Here is a 25612-nt window from a genome sequence, read left to right as displayed (position 1 = left end):
CATGCCCCGCACGCCGTCCTCCAAGCGATCCCACGTCCGCCCATCCTTTCATTACCGCTTAGTATCGCCCCCCGGTCGGCGGGAAATGCGGGCGATGATTTTCTTTTCCTCGTCTGTCAGGGTATCGTCATCAAGAAGATCCGGGCGTCTCTCGATGGTTCTCTCGGCGGCTCTTCTTTTTCTCCACTCGTCGATGCTCTTGTGATTGCCGCTCAACAGCACCTCGGGCACGGGCATACCCAGATATTCCTGAGGTCTGGTATACTGTGGATATTTGAGGAACGATCCCGAGAACGTATCCGTATCTACCGACTCGGTGTTACCCACAACGCCCGGAAGGAGTCTCGCCAGCGCCTCGATAACCACCAGTGCCGCCGTTTCCCCCCCGGAGAGGATGTAATCGCCGATGGATATTTCCTCGTCCACATATCGGGCTACCACCCGTTCATCCACACCCTCGTACCTGCCGCATAAAAAAGCCAGACGATAGTATTTCGAAAGGCGAAGGGCCGTTTTTTGGTCGAAGGTACGTCCCTGGGGCGTCAGAAGAACGGTCCGTGGACGAAGGCCGCCCTTCCCCAAATGCCTAATGGCCCGCATGATCGGCTCCGGCTTCATGACCATGCCGGCACCGCCCCCAAAGGGATAATCATCGGCGATACGATGTTTGGTGACGGTAAAACGCCTGATATCGACAACATGTATATATACAATCCCCGCATCAATGGCTCTTTTCAGCACGCCTGTTTTCAGCGGGGATACAAAAAAATCCGGAAAAAGAGTGATAATATCAATTCGCATTGGTGTCATCCGACAGCGCCGTCGGATCGATGATCATCCTCTTCTGAGCAATTGAAACATCCAACACCGCATCGTGTGTTGCGGGTATTAGTGTTTCTCTGCCTGTGTCGTCGATGGCGATATATACATCGTTGGAACCGGTCGGCAAAATCCTCTTGATATATCCGTACTGTCTTCCTCTGCTGTCCAGCACCTCCATGTCTATAAGATCATGCCAATAATACTCGTCTTGTTCGGTTTCGGGCAGATCATCCGAGTTGATAACGATCGAAAAGCCGATCAATGCCTCTGCATCCTCCCGGGTATCAATCCCGTCAAGTTTTAATATAAGCCGGTTGCCCATGCCTCCGCCCCGGTTGACGGTGATATCCCGTCTGGTTCCATCTTGGTGCCGAAGCGTGAGTTGTGACGATTCGAGAAAAATCTCGGGTGACTCGGCATGACTCTTTACCTTGACCGCGCCCTTTATGCCGTGGGGCTTAACGATCTCCCCCAGGATAATCTCTTCGCCCATCTTACTCAATTATCTCAAGTACAGCTCTCTTACGCACTTTCGTCGAAGCCGCTGAAAGAATCGTCCGCATCGCCCGAGCGGTTCTTCCCTGCTTTCCAATAACCTTACCGAGATCTTCCTTGGCAACCTTGAGCTCGATAACCGATGTCTGTTCTCCCTCCACCTCTGTAACCTGCACCTCATCAGGATTATCAACCAGGGCCTGAGCTATATACTTAATGAGCTCTTTCATGACTCACCACCTCCCGAAAAATATGCTGTTAAGGCTTTATTGAACCGCATCATTGTTTTTGATACTGTTTTGAGTGATTCCATGTCGCCTGAAAATCTGTTTGACGGTATGGCTGCTCTTGGCCCCGTTCTTCATCCACTCAAGAATCCTTTCCTCTTTCAGCGTCACTTGTGCGGGATCCGTCAAAGGATTATATGTTCCAACAATCTCAAGAAATCTGCCGTCTCGCGGAGATTCACTGTCCACTACAACAATTCGATAAAACGGTTTCTTCTTCGCTCCGGCCCTTTGCAGTCTAATTCGAACAGGCATAATTCTCTTCACCTCCTTGCATCTCTAAAATGGTATGTTTCCTCTGGAAATACCTTTCAATCCACCTTTTGAAACTTTCTTCATCATCTTCTTCATGGTACTGTATCGTTTCAGCAAACGGTTGACATCTTCAACTCGCGTACCGCTTCCTCTGGCAATGCGCTTTCTGCGGCTTCCGTTGATAATCGTATGATTATCCCGTTCCTTCTTTGTCATGGAGTTGATGATCGCCTCTATCTTCTTCAATTCGGATTCGGCCTGGGTGAAATTCACTCCACCCGGCAGGCCTTTCATTCCCGGAATCATTCCCATCAATCCCTCCAGGGAGCCCATCTTCTTGATGCTTTTGATTTGATCGAGGAAATCATCCAGGGAAAAGGCGCCCTTTCTGAGCTTCTTCTCCAGCTCCCGGGCCTTCTTTTCATCAACAACCTCCTGGGCCTTTTCCACCAGTGATACCACATCACCCATACCCAGGATTCTTCCCGCCATACGGGCAGGATCGAATGCGATAAAATCATCGTGCTTTTCACCAACGCCCACGAACTTGATGGGCCGATCGGTGACCGCTTTGATGGAAAGGGCGGCCCCGCCCCGGGCGTCGCCATCAAGCTTGGTCAACACAACACCGGATAGATCCAGCGCCGCGTTGAACTCTTCCGCTGCGTTTACCGCATCCTGGCCGGACATAGAGTCCGCCACCAGCAGAATTTCGCCCGGATTCACCGCCCGCTTGATGGTTACCAGCTCATCCATCAGCTCCTGATCCACATGGAGCCTGCCGGCCGTATCCAGGATGACCACATCGTACCCGTTCGTCGCCGCATGGCTCCTGGCATCCTGACATATCTTGACCGGATCGCTGACCTCCTTCGTGCTGTATACGTCTATTCCAATTCGCTCGCCCAGGCTCATCAATTGTTCTCGGGCCGCCGGACGCTGGGTGTCCGCGGCAACCATCAGGACTTTCCGTCCGCCCTTTTTCAGGTAATGGCCGAGCTTGCCGGCGGTTGTGGTTTTGCCCGAGCCCATGAGTCCCGACAGCATCACCACGGCCGGAGTCGCCCCGATAAGGCTTATGCCCTTCTCGGTGCCACCCAGAAGATCGACCATTTCGTCGTGAACGATCTTGATAAACTGCTGGCCCGGCGTGATCCTGCCGGTCACCTCTTCGCCCAGCGAGCGTTCCTTGACGTGACCTACAAAATCCTTGACGACCTTGTAATTGACGTCCGCCTCCAGGAGCGCCATGCGAATCTCCCGAATCGCCTGGGAAATGTTTTCCTCCGAAAGCTTGGCGGTTCCCCGTATCTTTGAAAAAATGGAGGCGAATTTATCTGAAATAGTTTCAAACACGATAGTAAATCTATACTACATATATGTAAAGTTTTTTATATATCACTGACACTCTTTTGTCAAGAAATGTTTACAATCATCCTTACTCGTACCCGGTAACACCGTCCGACCCGATAATATGTGAATTATCCGGAATTCCCATGGTCCCAAAGAGGCGTGAGGCGAACAACAGCAGGTACATGACCGGAAAAATCACCAGCAGGAACCCATACGGCAGCGTGATGAAGAACAACGACAGGACCGCTCCCACCAAACAAAAAAACCAGAATATGAGTGTCAAACCGATATAGGATGTCATGTTTTCGCGTATACGAATCAACACCAGCGAATAGTTAAGCACGGAACCAAACGATCCGTTCTCCCGATGCATATGAAACAGGGCCATAGGAATAATAAACGCCCAGGTAAGCGTCAATATGGCCGTAATCAATAGAAAGAAAAAACCGACATAATCCGACCAGGGTGTGCGAATGACGAAGATAAAAAAAGAGGCGATGAGAAAGGGAACCATAAACGTGACGGCATACACCGCCAGGACACCAAGAAACTTCAGGCCGCCGATGCCCAGGTCGAGTATCCGATCCCAGGGCGGCGTCTCATTTTTACCGTTCATGGATATACGCATGCTTTCGGATATATACCCACATGCCACAATCGTTCCCACAATGGGTATAAGATTCACGGCACAGAGTATCAGATATCTCAGCGTCGGTTGTTTCCCGTTCACGGGATAGATGATAGAGGACAAGAGCTTTCTCATGAGGTTCCTTCAACCGGCAACAAGGGCCAAACTTTCAACAGAGGTGAAAACCGAACTTTCTCTGGTGGTATTATTTAATTACAGGAATAACTTGTCCATGGACGTTACCATGAACACATAATTAATACGAGCCACAATCATCATTACGATTATCAACAGGAGCGCCAGAGCGAGAGAGCCGGTCAGCGTATATACGGCCGTTCGCTCTTCGGGATTGCCCGTTACGATTGGAAGCGACAGATAGAGTATGTATATTCCACCTAAAGCCGTAATAAAGGTTAAAATGCTGGCCGCCGGAATGAACAGGAAAATCCCCCCCAGAAAAAACGGAAGATATCCGTACGATGCGCAAAGCAGCGCTTTTCCGTAATCTGCTGTCGCGTCGAACTTGGGTGCAATATACATAATGATACATCCGCCCGCAAACACCATACCGACGGTAAGAAAATACCGCAGGATTCCGGAAAGGAGTGCGTATCCGAACGGAAGCCGAAAACGCCCCCACTGTCCGATGCCGTATCCCACGATGCTCTGACCGAAAAGCGAGGCAAAAAACGGAATCAGAGCCGCGATACAGACAAAGATGAGAGTCTCCTGTTCGAGCCGATCGCTCTCCCTGAGAGTCTCGAAAAGCGCCTCCGGCCCGGTCACGAGTCCCCGTACCCGTTCAATAACATCCATATGTCCCTCAAACTATGTGTATCATCCCCTAAGTGTAAATCACTATACACGGATGCAAACCGGGTTGATTATAGCATAAAGAAGCACATTATAGTGTAGAAAGTTTCTTCTCTGAAATCAGGGGCACCCAGTTTCTCTTCATGATATCGATGGCATCATCGATCTTATCCACGCCGACGATCAGGATGGCATTGTCCCCGACACGACCGATATACGGATACAAATACAGGACATTGACATCCGCATCGCTGAGATGCTTGAGCACGGCGTTGAGTCCCCCCGGATGATCGGGCGTCTCCACCGCCAGGACATCCCGCTTTCTCACCTCATATCCCTTGCTTTCCATCACCATAATTGCCTTGGCCGGATCGTCCACAATCATCCTGATGGTGGTCAGATCGGACGTATCCGCAACGGAAATGGCCCGGATATTTATTCCCTCTCCCCCCAGAATGGTGGAAAGCCGCGAGAGCTTCCCCGGTACATTTTCCACTACCACTGAAATCTGCTTGATTTGCATCTCATTATTTGTCATACGTGCATGTACCTCATACGCTGCTATAGCCGATCTCCAGCGCCTGCGTGTTTACCTCCACAACCTTTTTCTTCCCGTCAAAAATCTCACCCAGACTGTCGATCACCGTGCTCAGCTTGACCATGTTGGTTTTTTTAACAAACGAGCCCAGCATTACCATGTTCGCGGCTCGCATATCTCCAATATCTTCGGCAATTCTCCCGGCATCAACGGTTACCAATTCGATATCTCCCCGGGACGGAGATTCGTCTATCATCGTGGAATTGATAAAAAGCACTCCTCCGGGTTGAAGTCGATTCTGAAACATCTTAAGAGAGGGCTTGTTCATAACCACGATGAACTCAGGCGACGACGCGATGGGAGAGGCGATCTCGTCGTTGGAAATCGCCACGGTGCAGTTCGCCGTACCTCCGCGAACCTCGGCGCCGTATGACGGCATGTAGGTGACATGCTTGTCTTCCCACATGGCGGCCACGGCAAAGGCATATCCCATCATCAAGACACCCTGGCCGCCGAAGCCCGAAAGAATCGTCTTAATCTGCATTGGCTGCCTCCCGACCCGGCGCCCCAGCCGTTTCATCCTTCAAAACTCCCAGGGGGTAGGTGCCTGTCATTTCCTCTTCGATCCACGTGCAGGCCTTCAGGGGGGTCATTTTCCAGTTTGTGGGACAGGGCGAAAGCACCTCCACCAGCGTGAAGCCGAGTTTATCCATCTGGACGGTAAACGCTTTCTTGATGGCTCGTTTTGTGTTTCGTACGGCGGCGACCGAGGTGACGGTGGTGCGCTCGATGTAGACCGCACCGTTCAGGATGGCGATCATTTCACTGATGGGTATGGGCGACCCCTCTTTTTGAACCGAGCGGCCGAAGGGTGAGGTCGTCGTTTTCTGTCCCACCAGGGTGGTGGGGGCCATCTGTCCGCCGGTCATACCGTACACAGCGTTGTTCATAAATATCGTCGTGAAGCATTCGCCCCGGTTCGCGGCATGGATTGTCTCGGCGGTGCCGATGGCCGCCATGTCGCCGTCTCCCTGATAGGTAAACACCAGGCGGTCCGGCAGTACCCGCTTGATGCCCGTCGCCACCGCGCACGCCCTGCCGTGGGCGGCTTCGCTTGTATCGACATCGAGATAATTATATGTCAGCACGGCGCACCCCGCCGGGGGTATGCACACCGTTCGGTCGGCCATGTTCATCTCCTCGATGACCTCGGCGATGAGCTTGGTGACGATGCTGTGCCCACAACCGGGGCAATAGTGCATGATGGCGTCCTTGAGGAGCTTCGGGCGTTCGTAGACCTTTTTCACTTTCCCAACTCCTTTTGGTAATATTGTCTTGAGATAATCCGCAGCACCTCCACCGGCGTTGAAATAATCCCGCCGGGCCTTCCGTGAAAGTAGACTTCCGATCGCCCCTCAAGGGCAAGGCGCACGTCATCGACCATCTGGCCGGTGCTCATCTCGAAGACGAAAAAAAGATCCGTTTTGCTCGCCCGTTTTCGGATGATATCGGAAGGGAACGGCCACAGCGAAATCGGCCTAATGAGCCCCACCCTCATCCCGTCGCTCCTGGCCCGCTTGACGGCCCCCTTTGCAATGCGCGCCGCCGTTCCATAGGCCACAACCGCAAGCTTCGCATCGTCCATCATGAATTCTTCATACCTGGTTTCGTTACGCTCGATGGTCTTGTACTTGCGCACCAGCTTCCAATTGTGTTCCTCCATCATCTGGGGATTGAGGATAAGGGAACGGTTTATGCGGGACGGCCTGTTCTTGGCGCCGTCGAGAATATAGTCCTTTTCCGGTATCTCTCGGGGAGAGTAATTTTCGAACGTCACCGGCTCCATCATCTGTCCCAGCATGCCGTCGGCAAGGATCAAAACCGGATTTCGATAATAATCTGCGATATCAAACGCCTCCATAGTCAGGTCGGCGACTTCCTGGCATGAAGCCGGCGCCAGTACCACAACCCGATAATCGCCGTGTCCGCCGCCCCGGGTCGCCTGGAAATAGTCCGACTGGGCGGGAGAGATATTTCCCAGCCCCGGCCCGCCGCGTACCATGTTGACGATCACCGCCGGAAGCTCACACCCACACAGAAACGAGATGCCTTCCTGCTTGAGGCTGATGCCCGGGCTGGATGAGGACGTCATAACCCTGGCTCCGGCGACGCTGGCTCCCAGTACCATATTTATCGCCGACAGTTCGCTTTCGGACTGGATGAAGATGCCGCCCTCCACCTCTGTCAGCCGCCGGGACATGTATTCGGGCAGCTGATTCTGGGGAGTGATCGGATACCCGAAGTAACAGGTGCACCCCGCCCGTACCGCGGCTTCACCCACAACAGTATTGCCGCGCATTAGTTTCAAATTACTTTTTTGACTCACGATATACCTCGATGGCGGCCTCGGGACATATGACGGCGCACATGCTGCATCCGGTGCATTCATTCCTGTCGCCATCGTCAAATCGTACCGGGTAATATCCCTTGGCGTTAAGCTTCTCATCAATCACTATCATCTGCTTGGGACATGTTTCAACACAGTAGAGGCATCCCTTGCATACCTCTCTGTCGATTTCAATCATCGCTTTCACGCTACAATTTCCCCAGTGTAAATAGTATATTATAGTGCAATGCTTAAAATAATGTCAAGCTATTTTCCCTTTCCAATGGATAAGACATCGCATCAGCCCCCCTCCTCCCCTCCATCGATGTGTTCCGAGAGGGACAGACGTCCGGCCCCATGGGTATATCGAACGGCGGCGAATGATTCAGCGGGGGCATTTCAATGTATAGCACTTCAATGAAGAATTTTACTTGCTCTTTATAGTATCCGGGTATTATAATGGCAACACATGTTGCTATTGACACCTATGCAATTTCCAAGGAGTATTCAACTCGGAGGCAAACATTATGGAAACGGACTTCAAAAGCAACCTCGATGCTATCTTTTATCCTGAATCGGTGGCTATTATCGGGGCCAGCAACAATTTCAACAAATGGGGATCATTCATCACCGCCCATCTCATCGTCGGCGGATATATGGGACAGGTATTTCCCATTAACCCAAAAGAGGAGAAGATTTTCGGCAGGAACGTCTACAAAAAAATCGGCGACGTTCCCGGAAAGGTGGACCTGGCGGTGGTTGCCACACCCGCATCGGCCGTCCTTGACGTGGTCAAAGAGTGCATAGAAAAAAAGGTGAGAAGCCTGATGATTATCACCTCCGGCTTTTCGGAGACCGGCGATGAGGGTGAAAATCTTGAGGAACAGTTGACGGACATGGTAAACAAGGCCGGCATCCCCATGGTGGGACCCAATACGATGGGGGCTCTCTGCACGCAAAAGAGACTCTTCACCGTCGGCTCACCCATGTTCCCCAGAAAAGGCACGATCTCGTTCGTCACCCAGAGCGGTAACCTGGGGATCCAGATGCTGGAATGGGCGGAGAACAATAGTGTGGGCATCAGTAAAATGGTGGGGTCCGGAAACGAGGCCTGTGTCGCCAAGGAGCATTATATCGATTACTTGGCCCAGGACAAGGACACACGGGTGATCATGCTCTATCTGGAAGGCGTGGACGACGGCATCCACTTTCTCGAGGCCGCAAAAAAGGCGACACTGAAAAAACCGATCATCGCCTTGAAGGGAGGCCGTACCGACGCGGGAGGGAAGGCGGCCCATTCACATACCGGCTCCATGGCGGGGGACAGCACGGTCATGACCTCCGTGTTTCGCCAGTCCGGCATCATCGAGGCGAAAAGCGCGTCGGACCTATATGACCTCTCCATGGCGTTCGATAACCTGCCGCTCCCGAAGGGAGACAGGGTGGGCATTGTCACCCTGGGCGGCGGCTGGGGCGTTTTGACCACGGACGCCCTGGTGGAACAGGGCCTGCGCCTGGCGACCCTCGATAACTCGGTGATCGAACGGCTCGACAAGCTGCTGCCGCCCTTCTGGAGCCGCAGCAATCCCATCGACCTGGTGGGCCAAATACTCCCCGACGTATACATCGAGGCGGTGCAGGTAGTGGCAGAGTCCAAAAATGTAGATGCGGTCATCTGCCTGGGAATGATCGGCGTCTCCAACGTCGGCGTACGAACATTTCTCTCATCCGCCGCCGCGTCGGACATGGACAATATCGAATATTACGTCAGACAGACCCAGGAGAGATACCAGCAGACCGAGCAGGACATCCTGACCCGCTTCAACGAACTGATGAACCAGCTGAAAAAACCGATCATCAACGTCTCGCTCTATTCCGGGCGTCGTCGCGCGAGCTTGAGATTAAAAGCCGGCTACTCCGAGGTGGTATACACCACACCGGAAAAGGCGGTGCAATCACTGGTCGCCATGTATAATTACCACATGTTTTTGAAGGGTCACGGAATCGAGGAGTAGCGGGGAGTCGGACGGGGAGTTTATTGCATGACTCAATCAATCGGGGACGATTTGGTCGTCCCCGATTTTTTTCGCGCAGTAAGCTGTGTGTGGAAATAACGGGGGGCGTGATACTCACCGCCGATTCACATGAATCCTCAGAGGACGATAAACCGCCCACGGTGATTCACCCTTCTCAACGAAGTGTATCCGCCCCCGGATGTCGGCCGGACGACCGGCCGGATTGTAACATGGTGGAGATGATGGGATTCGAACCCACGACCTCAGCGTTGCGAACGCTGCGCTCTCCCAACTGAGCTACATCCCCATAAAATGGATTCCCTTTGTAGCACCTACCGACGCGCTTGTCAACACCCAATTGCATCATTTCGGCATAAGTATATCATCTTATGCTGATTTTTTCCAGATCTCCGGTCAGCGCCCCCATCTCGAACCAGGGTCGAGACATCTTAATTGTTATGCCCACGAATTTCGTCTGGATATACTCGAAGATAATCCCCCCGGTCTCGACGGTGTCAAGATAGGCGTATTTCGTCTCGGATCCCCCTCCCTTCCCGGTGCTCTTGATGATGCCCGATTGTAACACGCCGATACCCGCCTCCCGAACCGCCTCCATGCGCCGGTCGAAATCCTTGACAAAAAATCCGAGGTGGTGAAGCCCCTCCCCGTGCTTCTCCAGATGCTCAAGGTAGAGGTTTCGATCCCCCTTCAGGTGGCTGATCAACTCGAACATGACGCCCCCGGAAAACGCCATTACCAGATCGAGTTCATAGCTGACGCGCTCCGTCCCGCCTCGGTAATGCTCCTCGTCCGCCAGGCCCGCCCGAAACCATGGTCCCAGCCCGAATGTCCGGGAAAAGTATTCGATCGCCCGGTCCATGTCTCTGACCACGATGCCCAGTTGATTGAGCCGAGGGAGCCTGAGCACCCTCGCCACATTTTTCGGAATATTTTTCATGACAGACTCCTTGTTTATCCGATGGGTATGTCAGATAGTGGTGGTCTGGAGCACATGGGGCGGTAATTCGGATTTCCTGACTTCACCCTGCCGGTCTCCTTGACTTCCTCACCCCACACCTCCACCGTCACCCCTCAACACCTCAGTCACTTTAATCTACCTCTATCTTGGCAGCCGACCCTGTCGGCGCACTCATGTCGTCTCACTCCACCACTATAACGACTGTCGGCCCCTGCCGATCCTGCAGTGCTGTCTTCCTCAATAGTGGTGGACTTAAGCACATGAGGCGGAAAAGCGGACCTCTTGTCCTCTCCCCAATAGTATCCTTCGCCCCCTTCGCTTATTCACACCCCAATCACATCACTCCACCGCTATAATGGCACCCGACTCTGTCGGCACACCCCAGTCGTCTCACTCCACCACTATAACGGCTGTCGGCCCCTGCCGACTTGGTTGAGGATCATTACCGCAAACTCGGCCGCCGCCTTCAGGTCCGCATCGTCGGGATGCGGGTCCGTCTCGGCCATTATCCGTGCGAACTCCTCGTCCGATACGCCCAGGTTCTGCTTGACAAAATCGTGAAGCTCCGGGGCGAGCTTTCCCTGGCAGTCGAACACCCCCAGACAGTCGATCTTCTTGGTTTTCGAGACCTCATCAAACGTCTCCAGCCCCCGACGAAAGCCCTCCGGCCGGAAGGCGGACGACGAGTGGGTGACGAACCCCGCAAGCGTCACATCCCCCCCCTCCGGGAGGCCTTCGAGAAACTCCTTCGCCTGGGCGGAGAGTCCCCCGGCGTGAATGGGGGTGCCGACGAACACAACATCATACTCCCCGGCCTTCGCCGGGTCCGCCTCGTCAACGGGCATAATCGTCACCTCGTGCTCCTTCGCGGCACCGTTGATTGCGTCGGCCAGCTTTTTCGTGTTTCCGGTCTGGGTTGCATATACGATCAGCACCTGTTTCATCCGTCACCTCTCTTTTTTCCGTTTCGATTGTAAATTACGGTCAAAAGAAATAGCTCTCGCCGTGGTTGAGGGATACGAATCTCTCCTCCAATCCCTGCCGCTCCATCTCCCGGAGAATATTCTTCGGGGGAAAATGCACCGGCTCATCCCCCAGGCGAAACGTCACCCAGTGCGCCACCATCAATCGTTTTGCCCCGAGTTGTCGGAAGGCCGTCACGGTGTCTTCCGGGTTTATGTGACTGGTGGACATGAACCAGCGGGGCTCATAGGCCCCCAGGTTGAAAACGGCCAGGTCGATATCGAACATGTCGCCGATTTCACCGATGCGGTCGAAATAGGCGGTGTCCCCGGAAAGATACAACGTCGGCCCGCCGTCGCATTCGATGACGAACGACCCCCACAGGCCGGTATTCGGGCCGACGATCGGGTTTCGCATGGTCCAGTGGTCGCAGGGGAGAAAGGTGATCGTCACATCACCATCGCGGTATGACTCGAACCAGTCCAGATGGGTGCGATTTCTCAGACCTGCCCGGTCGTAGAGATCATCATATCCCAGGGGACTGACGACGTGCGTGTCGTCATTCAATAGAGACAGGGATGCTATATCCAAATGGTCGAAGTGACCGTGGGTGATGAGCACGCAGTCGGGTTTTGGCATCTCGGCGGGGGAAAAGGCCAGGGGCGAAAAATCGTCGTGCACCCCGATGATGGTGGAAAAGACCGGGTCCACCAGGAGGTTTTTTTCGCCGATGCGGATAAAGAGCATGGCGTGGCGGATGAATGTGATCGACGGATTCTTCTCCATCATCACCAGACGCCAGTCCACCGAGACCTCCACGGTCGGCTCCTGGTCGTAGTACTGCTTGAATTCGTTTTTTGAAAAAAACCGCCACTTCACGAGGCGTGGAATTCCCACCGCGCCGCCCAGGCCGATGGGATTGACGAACCGGCCGTTGTAATGGTGCAGCCTCCCCTCGGCGATCTCCACAAGCGACAGTTCCCGCGCGGCGAGCCGCGCCTGTTCCTGGGCATTCTGAAAATCCGCTCGCTTCATGTATCCTCCACACGACCCCGCATCGACCAGCACCCCGCCGGAGAGGGCAAGTCCCCGGATCAGAAACCGCCTTCTGTCAAGATGTACGGCGGAACCGACCGTCGTCTCGTTCGTATTCAACGTCTCCGTGCGCACGATTACCCGAAGCGGGTATGAAATCCGCTTCCCCCCTTCGGCCATGAAAATTCCACTGCGTCCTGCGGGCAGACATACCAGCACGCCGAACATTCCATGCACCATTCAAGGGAGCGGACCCGGGCGGTTTTTTCCACGATCTCAAAGCAGCCGGCGAGACACACCTTGAGGCACCCCCCGCAGCCGGTGCATTTTTTGGGATCAATCCGTATAAATAGTTCCGGTTCCCCCACCCAGCGCACACCGGGAAATGTATCCGTGGTCCTCAAGGCTCCCTCCTCTTTTTCGCCCCGAAGGTGGCGGCACGGGCTTTCACGGTAAAGCGGATAAGGGCCTCGGTCATTCCGACGGCGCTCGTATCCAGCCGGCCGAGCAGGCGCACGTACAGCGGCTCATACAGCCAGACCATGAATCCCGCAATCGCCTTCATGAGGAAAGCAAACGGGACGAATAGGTATGACATCGTCCACAAAACGGGCCAAAATACCGTTAAGACGAGGTCCGACCACCACATCAGGAATATAAATATATATTCTCCAACGCTCCGGTCTCCCGGACGGATCACCTCGTCCCCGCAACTCGAGACATCGTCTGAATACGAATGGTGCCAGTGACGATAGTTTCGGAAGAACATCCGCACCCATGAGGTGAGCACCCGGGGATCTTGCCTGATTGCGGAAAGAAACACCCGGAAAAGAGGAGAAACGGTGTGGGCCAAAGCTCCGAAGCCCCATCCCGCGTGGACATATTTCCTTAATGAACCGAGATCATGATCTTGCTGGGCGTTGCGGAGCAGATATCGATGAGGGGCGGTGATGGACCAGGCGATGATCGGGTGATTCCTGATCTCCCGGTCGTACCGGGAGAGGAAATCTTCCGATACGTCACCGGCCTCAATCGCCTCCCGGGCCACCCGTCCCGCTATCTCCGCGGAGAACCAGGCCGCGGGCACCCCGTCGCACAGTTCCGTACTCTCCAGCCCCCCCGCGTCTCCCACAAGGAGCATGCCGCCGGTGGAAAGGGGCATCGCCCGAAGTTCGTCGTCAAGCCCCACGAATATCTCGAAACACTGCCAGGTATGCGCCCGAAGCTCGGCCTTTGCCTCGACATCGTCCCGCCACCAGGGGAGCTTTTCGACGACGTTTTTATGATAGGTCTCGAACCTCTTTTTCAGATTCTGCACCGTGCCGTCGTCCATCGCCAGGCACTGATCCTGCATAAAGTGCAGGCTCTCGCCGTAGGGCCAGACCATCAACCCGTTTCCGTATCCGAGGGGGGGCGCCATGTTCTGTTCATCCCAGGCCCACAAAAACCGGATGGAGTGGCCGAAGATCCGGTCCACATCCCCTTTTTTCATCGTGTAGTCATAGGTATCGGCCAGGGAGATGACCCGGGGGGGATATTTTTTTCGTATGCCCGCCTTTACCGACAGAAGCCCCTGGGAGCCCTCGGCGTTGATGACGATCTTCGCCGCAATGTTCCTCCCGTCCTCCAGCACCACTCCCCGAACCGATCCGCCCTCGATAATAAGATCACTCACCACCGTTTTTGTGACGACCTCCGCCCCCACCCGGACTGCCTCGTCGGCCTGCCACTGGCAGAAGTCGGCGCAGTAGGCGTTATACCCGAAGGAAAATATCGGGGCGAAAGGCTTCGGGAATCGAAGGGTATCGTCGATGACGATTTCCTCCCGGTCGATATCGGTGACGATGTAGTTGATGATGCCGTCCACCGGACGTTCTATGGGCGGTGTGCCGTCCCTGATGAAGCCGGGACCGAAAAGAAATCCGTAGATCGGTATGGTCAGGCCGGAGATGATCTTTTCGCCGATGTTCTCGGCGCGCTCGATCACCAGGGTAGAAAGCCCGTGGCGGGCGGTATGATGGGCCGCCGCCGTTCCGCCGAATCCGGCGCCGACCACCACCACATCGTACGATTCCCGTAGAGTACAGTCCATTGAATGACAAAGCCCATTGAATGATAAAACACAAGATAAGAGAAATAAGATATGGTGCTTACCATATCATTATCAACCAGAGGTGTAAAGCGATCGTTTTGGTTTCATCCCCATAACTCAGGAGATATCATATATGGTGATCGATTTTCCCGTCCCCGGCGTTCACTCCGAGCCCGCCGCTTCCCAGACCACCGCCGCCCTTTTTGCTGGATTGTTCGCGAGCTTCTCTGCTACAATGCACCATCGTCGTCAGGGGAAGATCTCATCCGATATGATCATCGTTTCAATGAGGCAAGGAGCCGACGATACGCATGTTTTTTTTACAAAATTTGTGAGATGTCCATGATGAACGGGAAATATGCGCCCATCGTCGGGATTCTCTCGGGGCATCCGGGAATCATGCACGCCTTCGCTCCACCCACAGGAAAGAGGTGTGGCTGCACGAATGCGGTGCGGTAACCGCGCTGCCGGTTTTACAATCCTAAACAGATGAATAGACCATACACGAAAATCGAGATGCTGGAGCTTACCGATCTTTTCCGCGGAGAGGTCATGGGCCGGATGATCGACTCACTGGAGATTTCTCCGGGCGGCGTCGGTCTTGACGCGGGCTGCGGCATCGGCAGCAATATGTCCTTTCTGGCGCACGCGGCCGGACGACACGGATATGTTCTCGGAGTCGATTATGACATCGACTCACTTCGCTGCGCCCGAAACCGACTTGACAAGGAAAACACATCATACATACGGGGAAACCTGATGCGGCTCCCCTTTTCCGACGCCGCAATCGATTCGGCGGTGAGCGTCGACTGCGTCGGGATGATGCCGGAAAGCGCGCACGACATGATCACCGAGCTCGTCAGGGTCGTCAGACCCGGCGGGATGCTGGCGCTGGCGGCGTGGACGTCACAAATGCTGCTGCCGGGCCATCCCGTCCTGGAAGCGCACCTGAACACAACAGCCCAGGGTATTGCGCCCTTTCGGGACGGCCTTTCGCCCTCCCTTCACTTTCTGCGATTGAAGGGGCGGCTTGAAACGATGGGCCTTGAGGATATCCTCGTACGTTCCTTCCTGGGGGAAATCCATCCGCCCCAAAATGACATGGAGGAGCGGGCCCTCGACTCGCTGTTTTTCATGCGGTGGGGCACCGATCCCAACGACCTCTCAGAACAGGATAGGCTTCTTTATCGAACCCTCATCGATCCAGATTCGGATCGGTGTATCTATCACCGATCCGATTACTACGCCTGGTTCATCTACACCATGTTTCGCGCCAGAACGACGGGAATGTAGTGTCTCTTCATCTGTTCCGTTTTTTACCTAAAATCGCTTTTCTGAATTCCCTTGACTTTTCGTGATATTTTTTTTATTGTAATGATGACAATTCAATACTTCTCACGGGATGCACCATGAATACACACGTTGCGCTCTTCATCCCCTGTCTTGTCGATCAATTTCTGCCCGATATCGGCACCGATACCGCCCGGCTCCTTCGGAGACTGGGCGTTTCTGTGTCTTACGATCCGAGACAGACCTGCTGCGGTCAGCCGATGATAAACGCCGGCCGTACCGACAAGGCACGGACCCTTGCCCAAAGATTTATCGACATCTTTTACGACGCCTCAAAAGACAGCGCCGTGGTGGCCCCTTCCGGCTCATGCGTCTACACGGTCACCCGACACTATCCCGAGCTTCTCGAGGGCGAATACAAAAAGAAGGCCCTGGAGCTGGCGGGACGGGTGTACGAGCTGTCCGACTACCTCGTCAACGTCCTGGGCGTCACCGACACAGGGAGCGGCTTTACGGGCAGCGTCGCCTATCACCACTCCTGTCATATCGTCAGGGGGCTGGGCATCATGGCCGAGCCGATCGCCCTGATGGACGCGGTGCCGGGGGCCCAGATGCTTTTTCTTCCCGACATGGATGTCTGCTGCGGATTCGGCGGCGAGTTCTCCGCCAACTATCCGGAGATATCCGGCGCCATGGTGGAGGACAAGGTCAATAAGGCCGTGGCCACCGGCGCCGAGTACCTGGTACTGGCAGAGCCGGGCTGTATTCTGAATATACGGGGATACGTCGAAAAACAGGGTCTCCCCCTGAAGGTGCTGCACCTGGCCCAGGTCCTGGCCACAGAGAGCGGTACGATGGGAAAGGAGGCGGCGTCATGAAGATAGAAACGGAACGATTCGTAGAAAAAGCAAAAGAGGGCCTGGCCAACGAGTCCCAGCGGGAGGTGCTCTCCCGGCTCCCGGTGCTGTTCAAGGGTCTGAGGGACTACGCCATGTCCACGCTGCCGGACGCCCGGGCCGCCCTGGATACCGGGGCCGCCATCCGTACGAACGCCATCGCCCGGATGCCGGAGCTCCTCGCCCAATTCGAGGAAAATATCACGAAAAACGGCGTGACGGTGCTGTGGGCCGAAGACTATGACGACGCGAAAGAAATCGTCCTGAAGCTCGCGAAAGAGCGGGGCGTGAATATGATCACCAAGGGAAAATCGATGCTCACGGAAGAAATGGGGCTGAACGCGGAGCTGATTGCCTCCGGCATCGACACCTTCGAGACGGACCTGGGGGAGTTCATCGTCCAGCAGGCGAAGCGCACCCCCTTCCACATCGTGGGGCCCGCGGTGAACATCACAACCGATGAGATCGCCGATCTCTTCGTGAAGGTGATGGGCGTCGAGCGGACCATGGACCTGAACGAGCTGACCATGCAGGCGAGAGATTTTTTACGACATAAGTTTCTCTCGGCCCAGATGGGGATCACCGGGGTGAATATGGCGGTGGCCGAGACCGGGACGATCGTCCTGGTGGAAAACGAGGGGAACATCCGCTATTCCACCTCCGCACCGAAAACCCACGTGGCGGTCATGGGGATTGAGAAGGTCGTCCCGACCATGAACGACGCCCTCCATATGCTCAGGCTCCTGACCCGAAGCTGCACCGGCCAAGCCATCTCCAGCTATATCTCGCTCATCAACGGCCCAAAGCGGCCCGATGACATCGACGGTCCCGAGGAGGTGTTTCTCGTCATCGTGGACGGCGGCCGGTCGAAGATCTACGCGGACCCGGAATTCCGGGAGGTCCTCCAGTGCATCAAGTGCGGGTCGTGCCTGAATTCGTGTCCCGTGTGGACGAAGGTGGGGGGCTATGCCTACGGCTGGGTCTATTCCGGCCCCATCGGGGCGGTGCTCAATCCGCTGCTGGTGGGTGAAGACCGGGCAAAGGACCTCTATTTCGCCACGTCACTCTGCGGCACCTGCAAATCGGTCTGTCCCGCAGGCATCGACCACCCGAAGCTGCTTCTAAAGCATCGGGAGCGACGGGCGTTTGGAGACAAAACCTTCGGCGGGAAAAAACCGCCCCTCACAGAACGCCTGATCATGTCCATATGGTCATGGGGGTTGAAAGGCAACGGCCGCTACCGGCTGGGGAGCCGCCTCTTTCGCCTGGCGATCAAGCCCTTCGTGTCCAACGGAAAGCTTACACGGCTTCCGGAGCCCGGCCGGGGATTCACTGAAGTACGGGACCTGCCCGAGCCGCCGAGCAAAACCTTCCGGGATCACTGGCGGGATGCCGTCGAGAGAAAAACGGACGGCGAGGAAAGGAGCACAACATGACAGACACATCGATCCGCGATTCAATACTGAAAAGACTCAGATCCGCCCCGTCCAGAGCCATAGAGCCGAAAGAAAGAATCCCGGTTACCCCCTCCTTCCCGGACCCGGAGACGATGATCGCCTCCTTCGGCGAAAAGCTGGCCCTCACCACCGGCATCCTCAAGCGGGCGTCCGGAAAAAAGGAGGCAGCGGCCGCTGTTGTTGAAGCCCTGAATGAGCTGGGGGCGAAAAGCGTCTTGGTAGCGGACGAGGAGCCGCTGGCCTCCCTGGGCATACCGGAGGCGCTGAAGACGGCGAAGCTGGATGTCACCTCCGGCCCCATCGACGCCGCCGCCCACCGGGAGGCGTGCATCACGTGCGACGCGGGCGTGACTACGGCGCAATATGGGATTGCAGAAACCGGCACCCTGGCGATGATCTTCGGAGAAAGCAAAGGAAGGCTCACCTCCCTGGTCCCGTTCATCCACGTGGCCGTCCTGGAGGCGAAGAACATGCTTCCCCATACCGAGGCGCTTTTCGAGCGCATGGCGGCGGACGGCCACTCTCCTCGGGCCATGAGCCTTGTCACCGGCCCCAGCATGACGGCGGACATCGCCCTCACCCCCGTCCGGGGCATCCATGGCCCGGGAAAGCTGGCGGTGGTGATTGTGGAGTGAGGGGGAGCTGAAAGGGGGGGCCAAAAAGGGCCTCACGGAATAGAGTGAGATAATCGATTTTTAAGACCGTCCCATACGGGGCGATTTCCATTACAAATTATTAAAATGTTTTTAGTTATTGTACCATAGATAAATCTATCGCTCTATACCCTCTGTCATTTTTTACTATAGTAAATATAACTTTTTGTCCTTTAACCAATCCTTCTATTCCTGACTTCTCTAAATCGCTTGAATGAACATACACGTTTTTGTTTGTATCTGTTTCAATAAATCCATGACCTTTAATATCACTATAGTTCTTTACTGTTCCACTTACTCTGTCAACTGTTGCTGGCAATATCTTCTCAGAGGAATATTCATCATCGCCGAGACAATACTCTATTAATTCGTTTGTAAATGCCTTAAGCCTGGAAGCCTTTTTTACAGTTATTTTCTTAGTTATTTTCTTTTTCTGCAACACTTCATCAATTATTGAAGTAGTCTCTTTAAATATTTTCAATGTTTTCTTTCTATCAAAAAGTGTTTTTAGGATTTGATCACAATATTTGTCGATTTTATTTAAATTATTCAGGTGAGGTACAATAAAAGGTTCAGTTTTGAACCTAAACAACATTATCATTTGATATTTAAATTTTTTATAATTATTGTCAATGGCTTTGTCGCTAAAAAAACTTTCTAATGTGATAAGTGTGTAGCTGCTAATATAATATGGATATAATGAGTGATTATCAAGAAATAATTTGTTTTGATTTGATCTTATCAGCTCACCATAATATTTATGTGTACTGTGTGGTTCATTTAAGAACATTGCTAAAAAACTTTTTACTTGTGTGGTTAAGGTTACAATGTATTTTTTAGGGATCTTCAATTGACCATATTGCTTAGATCTTCTTTCATAATATAATCTAGGCTTTTTATCTTTTCCAAAAGTATTATAGAATTCCTCAAGCTTCTTTTGAAACTCTTTCAAAGACTCAAACGCTTCAAGCCTTACCTCAGTTTGCCGATTTGTTGCCTTGATTACTTCATTCGTCACATCAGGATCATCTGTGACAACTAATTTGACTGGTATATAAATTTTCTCATTTATAATATCCTTGTTATTATAAAGAATATGACTCGTTTGACAGCCGTTTACTACCTGATAATCCTTTATGGTGAATCTATCCCCTACTGGATTGATGGATTTAGCAACAATAGTAATTCCATTATTCAATAATGCAAATTTATCATTTTGTGTACCATCCCTTAAGGTTTCTTCAATTTCTTTATTTACATGATTACGTCCTTGAAAATCTCTCACATTATCATAAAATATCGATCGCTGTAATGATCCCTCCTTATCACAAATCAATTTCAGATATTCTTTTGCAGGTAAAATACCAATATATGCAACCTCTACCTTATCCATTTCCGGTAAAGTAGTATGTTTCTCAAAAAGTACTTCTTCTTTAACCTTAAGATTCAACTCACGATAAATTTTACTTAATTTCTCAGCATCTATTGGAATAAATTTTACTTCATCTTCTTGAAAAAGTTTAGTTGATTTAAGATCCTGCACCCCCCTTTTAATCCTGTCTATAAGAACTTGCTCATCCACCCATTTTCCAGTTGTAACGTAATATAATAAACATTCCGGTGGTTTGTCCATGTGAATTGCATTCTTATAAATATAGTCTTTCAATTCCCTTCGTTTTCCTATTTCAACATTCTCATTACTACTCGACTCATCTTCAAAAAAACACTTTACACCATATAGAAATTGTCCCATTTCTGAGCTTTCGAACTTCCTACCTAGTTTTGATTGTATAAAAATGAATTTTATATCAAATCTATTGAATTCATCTTTAAAATAGTCTATGTCTTCTTCTGAAAACACGAGATGATCATTTACCATTATTGCCAAACCATCTATCGATATATCATGTGTGCCCCCTACCGCGATTTCTTCAAAATCATAATTCCCTGGATAATCTTTTGTTATAATACAATGGTTAACAAAATGCTCAAACGCGACCGGGATTTCCAACCCGCTCAAATTATAATCCTCCTTGAAATTGTCAAGATAAGCTTCTAATATCTTGTCTATCATAATTTTCCCTATTTACTATTTTTCACTATACATCAATAGAATTTTCACAAATATACTTATAGGATATAAATGTCAAATGTCAAGGAATTTATACGTAATCATCTTTATCACATCCCAGGCCACCCATCGCAGCGGACGACTAGCGGGCGGGGCCGACGTGGAGGGGGGGTTCGATTGAGAACTCTTCCGATGTTAAAAAAGGCGGTATCCCGATTAAATGGGGACACCGCCACCCGCCTACAATGACGTCTATTAAACATATATATATAATAAACTGACAGTAGTATCACCCACCCTATGGGAAGCGGCGCCCCCCTTCAGCCTCGGCTACCCCTACACGCCCATGACAAACACGCAGTGAGACTGACCGCAGGCGCCGTTGATGCCGTGGGCCAGGGCGGTCTTGGCGCCCTTTACCTGACGCTTCTTCGCCTCCCCCCGGAGCTGCAGAACAGACTCGATGACCCGGACCATGCCCGCCACGATAACCGGGTGGGCCGAGATGACACCGCCCGACGGGTTGACCGGAAGCTCACCGTCCATGGCGGTGCTGCCTGACTTCAACAGCTCCACACCCTTGCCCTCCTTTGCAAGACCCAACCCCTCATACCACAGCGGCTCCATGTATGAATAGGCGTCGTACAGCTCGACCACGTCCAGGTCCTTCAGGGGATTCTTGACACCGGCCATCTTGTAGGCCTTTTTTGCCGCCGCATCCAGAGCCCGGGGGTTCGTCAGGTCTCGGTATCCCAGGGTATAAGAGTCGGACATATGCCCCACGCCCCTGATCCAGACCGGGCTCTTCTTGAATCGCTTGGCGCCCTTCTCCGTGGCCAGAATCACCGCAGCTGCGCCGTCGCTGATGGGCGAGCAATCCAACACCTTCAGGGGATCGGCAAGCATCTTCGACTTCATCACGTCGGCAACACTGATCTCCATCGGAAGCTGGGCGTAGGGATTGTTCATGGCGTTTTTATGATTCTTCACCGAGACAAGGGCGACATCCTCCTGGGTCGCCTTTGCCTTCTCCATATACATCCGGGCCTGGAGCGCCGCGGATGATGTGGCGTCGATGCCCAGTGAACGCTGATAGATCGGATCGAACATCGCGTTGGTGATCAGGTTCATCACCCCCTCGGATCCTTTGATGTGGCTTACGATCAGGGTTGTCTCGTAGGCGTCGGACATGGCCCGTATCATGCCGTAGAGCACGCCAAACGTGGCGTCACCCTCCACGGTGGAGATGTCCTTGTCCCAACCTCCCGCGGCGTCCTGGACAGCCATGCACGAAACGTCCCTGCCGTCCCAGAAGTCGTTAGAGACGGTGATGACGTTGTCGATATCGCCGATCTCTCCGCCGGCATCGGCGAGTGCCTTCGTCACTACTTCAAAAACCAGCTCATCGAAGGTATCCTCTTTACACCGCTCAAATGTGGTCTGTCCCACTCCGACTACGCCAACCTTTTCCATCGCATCCTCCTTAGTCTGTGTTATTCCACGTGAAATAGAACCGCAACATGTCTTTCGAAATACGCGTTTTCTCCTTCATCCGACTATGCGGTCATCGGGCTTTTTTTCCGTGCTGAATACAACGGGGGGCGGCCCATTATGGGCCGCCCCCCGTACATCGTCCGTTCTGAACGGTGACGCTACTTTTTCCTCCGGAAAAGCCCCAACGTCTTCCACGCCTGGTCGACTGTTGTCTCGTTCTTGAAGGTGTTATCAAATTGAGGGGGGCGATGAATCGGTCTTTCAAACGATAAAAGGCTCCTCATTTTTTTAATGTGAAGGTCTACAGCTCCGGGCGATACATAAGAAGAAACTGTGGCGTGCCTCACTGTATCTCATGTCTCTGTCATACACGCACCGAACAGAGATGTGACCGGCATGCTCCATATCGGCGGGAATGATATGGTGTTCCGACGTCTCCTCTGTAACTGCTCCGCTTGGATTCCGATATTCCTTCTCCTCTTTTTTTCACCCTTGAGCCAAACTACTATTGCATATTAAAATATATTTCAATATTAACTTACCAAGCGTAAATATCAATTGTCAAGCAATTTTATTTAATTTTCCCTATTATTTTTTTACCGCCCTCTCCAGCGCCGCCTCGGCGTGGATGGCGGTGGTGTCGAACACCGGGACGGAAAGATCTCCCGGCTTTATCAGGAGTGGTATCTCGGTACAACCAAGGATGATTCCCCCGGCTCCCCGCTCGATGAGGCGATCGATGATGTGAAGGTATTCGGTACGGCTTTCGTCGGTAATGATGTGTCTCACCAGCTCCGTGTAGATGATCTCATGCACCCGGTCGAGATCCTCCCCCTCGGGTATCAGCGCAGCAATCCCCGCGTCCTCCAGTCCCCGGCGATAGAATTCCTCCTGCATGGTAAAGCGCGTTCCCAATAACCCCACCGTCTTCACCTTCGCCTTCTTCACCGCATCGGCCGTTACCGCGACGATGGAGAGGATCGGAAGCGTCGTATTCGCCGTGATCGTATCCAACGCCCGGTGGGGTGTGTTTGAGGCGATGAGGCCGAAATCCGCCCCGGCGGCACGCATGTGCTCGAATTTCTCGGCCATGTTCCTCCCCGCATCTTCCCACTTCCCGGCGACGAACCATTCGGTATATTCGTCGAAATCCACGCTGTACATGATGATTTCAGGATAGTGCTGATCCCCGAACCGATCGCGGTATTCTGTGACGATGGTCTCGTAGTACACCACCGTCGACTCGGGAGACAATCCTCCCAGTATGCCGATGGTCTTGTGCATGGCTTCCTCCTTTCCCATATCGGATTCTATATCATGTGCATCATTACTGAACAGCTTTTTTTCGTGCCGCGACAAACGCTCCAACCGAGCGGGTAATATCATCCTCGGTAGTCGCCCATGAACAGACACTTATTCGGATAACCTTTTTGCCGTCCCACACGGCTCCGCCTACCCAGCATTCACCCGACTCCTGAATATACCGCATTGTCTGTTCGGTAACGGCATCGTTGTCACATGACACAAGCACCTGGTTAAAAACCACATCATTTAAAATCTGAAAATCTTCGGCTTTCAACTCCTTTGCCATCTGCAGCGCCCTGCTGTGAAGACCGAATACAAGCTCGTCGACACCCTCTCTTCCAAGATATTTCAGGGCCGCCCACAGCTCAACCACCCTCGCCCGCCTGGACATCTCCTGCGTGTAGAGCATCCCGTCCCTGTTTTCACTGTACGCGATATAGGACCCCGATGCGTGCAGCGAGTGCGTCAAGGCGTCTCTATCGCTGCACAGCACAATACCGCTGTCATACGGCGTGTTGAGTGTTTTATGTCCGTCCACGGAAAATGAATCCGCCTTTTCCATCCCCTTGGTCAGATGGCTCAACCTATCCGATGCCGCCGCCCAGAGACCGAACGCGCCGTCGATGTGAACCCACGCTTTCACCGAACTCGCTTTTTCACAAATTTCATCAAACGGATCGAACGCCCCCGAGCTCACATTACCGGCCTGCAGTATCAGTATCGTGCTTTCATCAAGCTCGGGAATTTCGAACGGTATCATCCTCCCCTGTGCATCGGTCTCGACCCATTCAATATTGTCCGTGCCGAAGCCAAGGAGGGCGATCCCTTTGATCACCGATCCGTGAGCCTGGCGCCCGGCGACAACCCTGAGCCTCGGTGCGCCGTAAAATCCCTTCGTATTGATGTCCCAGCCGTTGTTTAGAAAGATCCGATACCGCGCAGCCGCCAGGCCGCAGAATATGGCCGACGAGGTGCCGCTGACAAATCCGGCGACACTCTCCGTGGGGAGACTAAAGAGCTCTCTCAGCCACGATTCGCATACTTCCTCGAGCTTCGAGGCGACGGGCGACATGACAGAGAGTGCGGTGTTCTGGTCCCAGAAATCCGACAGCCATCGCGCCGCGAGAGAGGCGGGGATCACGCCTCCGTTGACGAAACCGAAATACCTGCCGCCCGTCTGTGCAACGCTTGCCGGCGTTCCGTATCGATTCAGTATCTCAATTATCAAAGCGGCGTCTCCCGGAGATTCGGGAAGCGGTTCGACGAACTCGTTCAAACCGGCCAGTGCGTCGGGCGTTGGAAAGACCGTGCGCCCGCGGACGGCATCGGCATAGTCGAAGGCGTAGGATTGAGCCTGTCTGAAAATATCTTTTTGCTCCATTTCATGAAACATTTTCTTCTGCAGCGTATTCGGCATATGTAATCCTTAAATCCCGCTTGGATACCTTCTCACAGTTTCGCAAGTATCCTTGTATCATGAAAGCGTATCTGAGGCAATATGTTGCAAGCATCCATGTAAAAAACCGGAAAGACATTGCGTTTGCAACGCCGCTCCGGTTTCGTTTGTCTCGTATTCATTTTTAACGCTTCGCCCGCCGATCCGGCGGTGGAAAGAGAAACACCGGACACATCCCGTCCCTCAAAAACTCGATCACCCGCACTCCCGCCCCTCACCATCCAACCCAACCACGAGCGATCCCCCATCCTTTCCCTTCCCTTCGCTCTCCCCTTCCCTTCGCTCTCCCCTTCCCTTCGCTCTCCCCTTCCCTTCGCTCTCCCCTTCCC

26 protein-coding genes and 1 tRNA gene are annotated in these 25612 nt (G+C 53.2%); 5 read left to right on the top strand and 22 right to left on the bottom strand.

The annotated features are described in order from the left end of the window. Positions 1–51: 51 nt before the first annotated feature. From trmD to JW885_03855, 12 genes are all read right to left on the bottom strand, one after another. On the bottom strand, positions 52–801 hold the full coding sequence (gene trmD / locus JW885_03910; protein ID MBN1881297.1) for a tRNA (guanosine(37)-N1)-methyltransferase TrmD: 750 nt from the start codon (positions 799–801) through the stop codon (positions 52–54). Then, entirely contained in the window at positions 791–1315 is a 525-nt protein-coding gene (gene rimM / locus JW885_03905; protein ID MBN1881296.1) for a 16S rRNA processing protein RimM, read from the bottom strand. Before rimM ends, trmD begins: the two co-directional genes overlap by 11 nt. A gap of 1 nt (position 1316) precedes the next feature. Continuing rightward, positions 1317–1547, bottom strand: a complete 231-nt coding sequence (locus JW885_03900) for a KH domain-containing protein (protein MBN1881295.1) — start codon at positions 1545–1547, stop codon at positions 1317–1319. A 36-nt stretch (positions 1548–1583) separates the two neighbouring features. Further along, positions 1584–1859: a 30S ribosomal protein S16 gene (gene rpsP / locus JW885_03895; protein MBN1881294.1), complete on the bottom strand. Its 276-nt coding sequence runs from the start codon at positions 1857–1859 to the stop codon at positions 1584–1586. A gap of 24 nt (positions 1860–1883) precedes the next feature. Further along, positions 1884–3215: a signal recognition particle protein gene (ffh, locus tag JW885_03890; protein MBN1881293.1), complete on the bottom strand. Its 1332-nt coding sequence runs from the start codon at positions 3213–3215 to the stop codon at positions 1884–1886. Positions 3216–3297: 82 nt separating this feature from the next. Next, positions 3298–3975: a DUF4013 domain-containing protein gene (locus JW885_03885; GenBank protein MBN1881292.1), complete on the bottom strand. Its 678-nt coding sequence runs from the start codon at positions 3973–3975 to the stop codon at positions 3298–3300. A 78-nt stretch (positions 3976–4053) separates the two neighbouring features. Next, positions 4054–4656: a YIP1 family protein gene (locus JW885_03880; protein MBN1881291.1), complete on the bottom strand. Its 603-nt coding sequence runs from the start codon at positions 4654–4656 to the stop codon at positions 4054–4056. An 88-nt stretch (positions 4657–4744) separates the two neighbouring features. Further along, a complete protein-coding gene (locus JW885_03875; protein MBN1881290.1) occupies positions 4745–5191 on the bottom strand; it encodes an ACT domain-containing protein in 447 nt (148 codons plus the stop codon). A gap of 13 nt (positions 5192–5204) precedes the next feature. Continuing rightward, the gene (locus JW885_03870; protein MBN1881289.1) at positions 5205–5735 is read right to left on the bottom strand and encodes a 2-oxoacid:acceptor oxidoreductase family protein; all 531 of its coding nucleotides are present in this window, start codon (positions 5733–5735) and stop codon (positions 5205–5207) included. Next, entirely contained in the window at positions 5725–6453 is a 729-nt protein-coding gene (locus JW885_03865) for a 2-oxoglutarate oxidoreductase (GenBank protein ID MBN1881288.1), read from the bottom strand. The genes JW885_03870 and JW885_03865 overlap by 11 nt, the downstream gene beginning before the upstream one ends. A gap of 41 nt (positions 6454–6494) precedes the next feature. Then, complete coding sequence (locus JW885_03860) at positions 6495–7640, bottom strand: 3-methyl-2-oxobutanoate dehydrogenase subunit VorB (protein ID MBN1881287.1); 1146 nt, start codon at positions 7638–7640, stop codon at positions 6495–6497. After that, positions 7561–7776, bottom strand: coding sequence for a 4Fe-4S dicluster domain-containing protein (locus tag JW885_03855; GenBank protein ID MBN1881286.1), 216 nt, complete (start codon positions 7774–7776; stop codon positions 7561–7563). Before JW885_03855 ends, JW885_03860 begins: the two co-directional genes overlap by 80 nt. 328 nt (positions 7777–8104) lie before the next feature. Between JW885_03855 and JW885_03850 the strand changes: the two genes are divergently transcribed. Then, positions 8105–9592 (top strand): CoA-binding protein, encoded by a 1488-nt coding sequence (locus JW885_03850; protein ID MBN1881285.1) that lies wholly within the window; start codon positions 8105–8107, stop codon positions 9590–9592. Between the two features lie 231 nt (positions 9593–9823). On the opposite strand, the gene JW885_03845 is transcribed toward JW885_03850, so the two are convergent. The 6 genes from JW885_03845 to JW885_03820 form a co-directional block, all read right to left on the bottom strand. Next, positions 9824–9899 (bottom strand) — tRNA-Ala (locus JW885_03845). Between the two features lie 75 nt (positions 9900–9974). Next, on the bottom strand, positions 9975–10550 hold the full coding sequence (locus JW885_03840) for a VOC family protein (protein ID MBN1881284.1): 576 nt from the start codon (positions 10548–10550) through the stop codon (positions 9975–9977). A 422-nt stretch (positions 10551–10972) separates the two neighbouring features. Then, positions 10973–11515 (bottom strand): flavodoxin domain-containing protein, encoded by a 543-nt coding sequence (locus tag JW885_03835; GenBank protein ID MBN1881283.1) that lies wholly within the window; start codon positions 11513–11515, stop codon positions 10973–10975. 40 nt (positions 11516–11555) lie between these two features. Beyond that, complete coding sequence (locus tag JW885_03830; protein MBN1881282.1) at positions 11556–12749, bottom strand: MBL fold metallo-hydrolase; 1194 nt, start codon at positions 12747–12749, stop codon at positions 11556–11558. Then, the gene (locus JW885_03825) at positions 12707–12973 is read right to left on the bottom strand and encodes a 4Fe-4S binding protein (GenBank protein MBN1881281.1); all 267 of its coding nucleotides are present in this window, start codon (positions 12971–12973) and stop codon (positions 12707–12709) included. Before JW885_03825 ends, JW885_03830 begins: the two co-directional genes overlap by 43 nt. Further along, a complete protein-coding gene (locus tag JW885_03820) occupies positions 12970–14661 on the bottom strand; it encodes an NAD(P)/FAD-dependent oxidoreductase (GenBank protein ID MBN1881280.1) in 1692 nt (563 codons plus the stop codon). The genes JW885_03825 and JW885_03820 overlap by 4 nt, the downstream gene beginning before the upstream one ends. A 489-nt stretch (positions 14662–15150) precedes the next feature. Here JW885_03820 and JW885_03815 point away from each other — a divergent pair, with 489 nt between their 5' ends. From JW885_03815 to JW885_03800, 4 genes are all read left to right on the top strand, one after another. Next, entirely contained in the window at positions 15151–15954 is an 804-nt protein-coding gene (locus JW885_03815) for a class I SAM-dependent methyltransferase (GenBank protein ID MBN1881279.1), read from the top strand. A gap of 116 nt (positions 15955–16070) precedes the next feature. Next, the gene (locus JW885_03810; protein MBN1881278.1) at positions 16071–16829 is read left to right on the top strand and encodes a (Fe-S)-binding protein; all 759 of its coding nucleotides are present in this window, start codon (positions 16071–16073) and stop codon (positions 16827–16829) included. Then, a complete protein-coding gene (locus JW885_03805; GenBank protein ID MBN1881277.1) occupies positions 16826–18283 on the top strand; it encodes a lactate utilization protein in 1458 nt (485 codons plus the stop codon). The genes JW885_03810 and JW885_03805 overlap by 4 nt, the downstream gene beginning before the upstream one ends. Continuing rightward, complete coding sequence (locus tag JW885_03800) at positions 18280–18939, top strand: LUD domain-containing protein (protein ID MBN1881276.1); 660 nt, start codon at positions 18280–18282, stop codon at positions 18937–18939. Before JW885_03805 ends, JW885_03800 begins: the two co-directional genes overlap by 4 nt. A 115-nt stretch (positions 18940–19054) precedes the next feature. On the opposite strand, the gene JW885_03795 is transcribed toward JW885_03800, so the two are convergent. From JW885_03795 to JW885_03780, 4 genes are all read right to left on the bottom strand, one after another. After that, complete coding sequence (locus JW885_03795; GenBank protein MBN1881275.1) at positions 19055–21031, bottom strand: AIPR family protein; 1977 nt, start codon at positions 21029–21031, stop codon at positions 19055–19057. A gap of 333 nt (positions 21032–21364) precedes the next feature. Continuing rightward, entirely contained in the window at positions 21365–22501 is a 1137-nt protein-coding gene (locus JW885_03790) for a thiolase family protein (protein MBN1881274.1), read from the bottom strand. 609 nt (positions 22502–23110) lie between these two features. Next, positions 23111–23806, bottom strand: a complete 696-nt coding sequence (locus tag JW885_03785) for an aspartate/glutamate racemase family protein (GenBank protein MBN1881273.1) — start codon at positions 23804–23806, stop codon at positions 23111–23113. A 43-nt stretch (positions 23807–23849) separates the two neighbouring features. After that, positions 23850–25244: an aspartate aminotransferase family protein gene (locus JW885_03780; protein ID MBN1881272.1), complete on the bottom strand. Its 1395-nt coding sequence runs from the start codon at positions 25242–25244 to the stop codon at positions 23850–23852. Positions 25245–25612 lie beyond the last annotated feature (368 nt).

This window comes from Candidatus Zymogenaceae bacterium, assembly GCA_016931225.1.
Lineage (GTDB): Bacteria > Desulfobacterota > Zymogenia > Zymogenales > Zymogenaceae > JAFGFE01.
Note: the sequence above shows the minus strand (reverse complement) of the source record. Positions and strands in the feature narration are given on the sequence as shown.

Excerpts from the sequence above, each read along its gene's own strand:
- trmD (MBN1881297.1), bottom strand. The coding sequence starts at position 801 with ATGCGAATTGATATTATCACTCTTTTTCCGGATTTTTTTGTATCCCCG.
- rimM (MBN1881296.1), bottom strand. The coding sequence starts at position 1,315 with ATGGGCGAAGAGATTATCCTGGGGGAGATCGTTAAGCCCCACGGCATA.
- JW885_03900 (MBN1881295.1), bottom strand. The coding sequence starts at position 1,547 with ATGAAAGAGCTCATTAAGTATATAGCTCAGGCCCTGGTTGATAATCCT.
- rpsP (MBN1881294.1), bottom strand. The coding sequence starts at position 1,859 with ATGCCTGTTCGAATTAGACTGCAAAGGGCCGGAGCGAAGAAGAAACCG.
- JW885_03885 (MBN1881292.1), bottom strand. The coding sequence starts at position 3,975 with ATGAGAAAGCTCTTGTCCTCTATCATCTATCCCGTGAACGGGAAACAA.
- JW885_03880 (MBN1881291.1), bottom strand. The coding sequence starts at position 4,656 with ATGGATGTTATTGAACGGGTACGGGGACTCGTGACCGGGCCGGAGGCG.
- JW885_03875 (MBN1881290.1), bottom strand. The coding sequence starts at position 5,191 with ATGACAAATAATGAGATGCAAATCAAGCAGATTTCAGTGGTAGTGGAA.
- JW885_03870 (MBN1881289.1), bottom strand. The coding sequence starts at position 5,735 with ATGCAGATTAAGACGATTCTTTCGGGCTTCGGCGGCCAGGGTGTCTTG.
- JW885_03865 (MBN1881288.1), bottom strand. The coding sequence starts at position 6,453 with ATGCACTATTGCCCCGGTTGTGGGCACAGCATCGTCACCAAGCTCATC.
- JW885_03860 (MBN1881287.1), bottom strand. The coding sequence starts at position 7,640 with ATGAATGCACCGGATGCAGCATGTGCGCCGTCATATGTCCCGAGGCCG.
- JW885_03855 (MBN1881286.1), bottom strand. The coding sequence starts at position 7,776 with ATGATTGAAATCGACAGAGAGGTATGCAAGGGATGCCTCTACTGTGTT.
- JW885_03850 (MBN1881285.1), top strand. The coding sequence starts at position 8,105 with ATGGAAACGGACTTCAAAAGCAACCTCGATGCTATCTTTTATCCTGAA.
- JW885_03840 (MBN1881284.1), bottom strand. The coding sequence starts at position 10,550 with ATGAAAAATATTCCGAAAAATGTGGCGAGGGTGCTCAGGCTCCCTCGG.
- JW885_03835 (MBN1881283.1), bottom strand. The coding sequence starts at position 11,515 with ATGAAACAGGTGCTGATCGTATATGCAACCCAGACCGGAAACACGAAA.
- JW885_03830 (MBN1881282.1), bottom strand. The coding sequence starts at position 12,749 with ATGGCCGAAGGGGGGAAGCGGATTTCATACCCGCTTCGGGTAATCGTG.
- JW885_03820 (MBN1881280.1), bottom strand. The coding sequence starts at position 14,661 with ATGGACTGTACTCTACGGGAATCGTACGATGTGGTGGTGGTCGGCGCC.
- JW885_03815 (MBN1881279.1), top strand. The coding sequence starts at position 15,151 with ATGAATAGACCATACACGAAAATCGAGATGCTGGAGCTTACCGATCTT.
- JW885_03810 (MBN1881278.1), top strand. The coding sequence starts at position 16,071 with ATGAATACACACGTTGCGCTCTTCATCCCCTGTCTTGTCGATCAATTT.
- JW885_03805 (MBN1881277.1), top strand. The coding sequence starts at position 16,826 with ATGAAGATAGAAACGGAACGATTCGTAGAAAAAGCAAAAGAGGGCCTG.
- JW885_03800 (MBN1881276.1), top strand. The coding sequence starts at position 18,280 with ATGACAGACACATCGATCCGCGATTCAATACTGAAAAGACTCAGATCC.
- JW885_03795 (MBN1881275.1), bottom strand. The coding sequence starts at position 21,031 with ATGATAGACAAGATATTAGAAGCTTATCTTGACAATTTCAAGGAGGAT.
- JW885_03790 (MBN1881274.1), bottom strand. The coding sequence starts at position 22,501 with ATGGAAAAGGTTGGCGTAGTCGGAGTGGGACAGACCACATTTGAGCGG.
- JW885_03785 (MBN1881273.1), bottom strand. The coding sequence starts at position 23,806 with ATGCACAAGACCATCGGCATACTGGGAGGATTGTCTCCCGAGTCGACG.
- JW885_03780 (MBN1881272.1), bottom strand. The coding sequence starts at position 25,244 with ATGCCGAATACGCTGCAGAAGAAAATGTTTCATGAAATGGAGCAAAAA.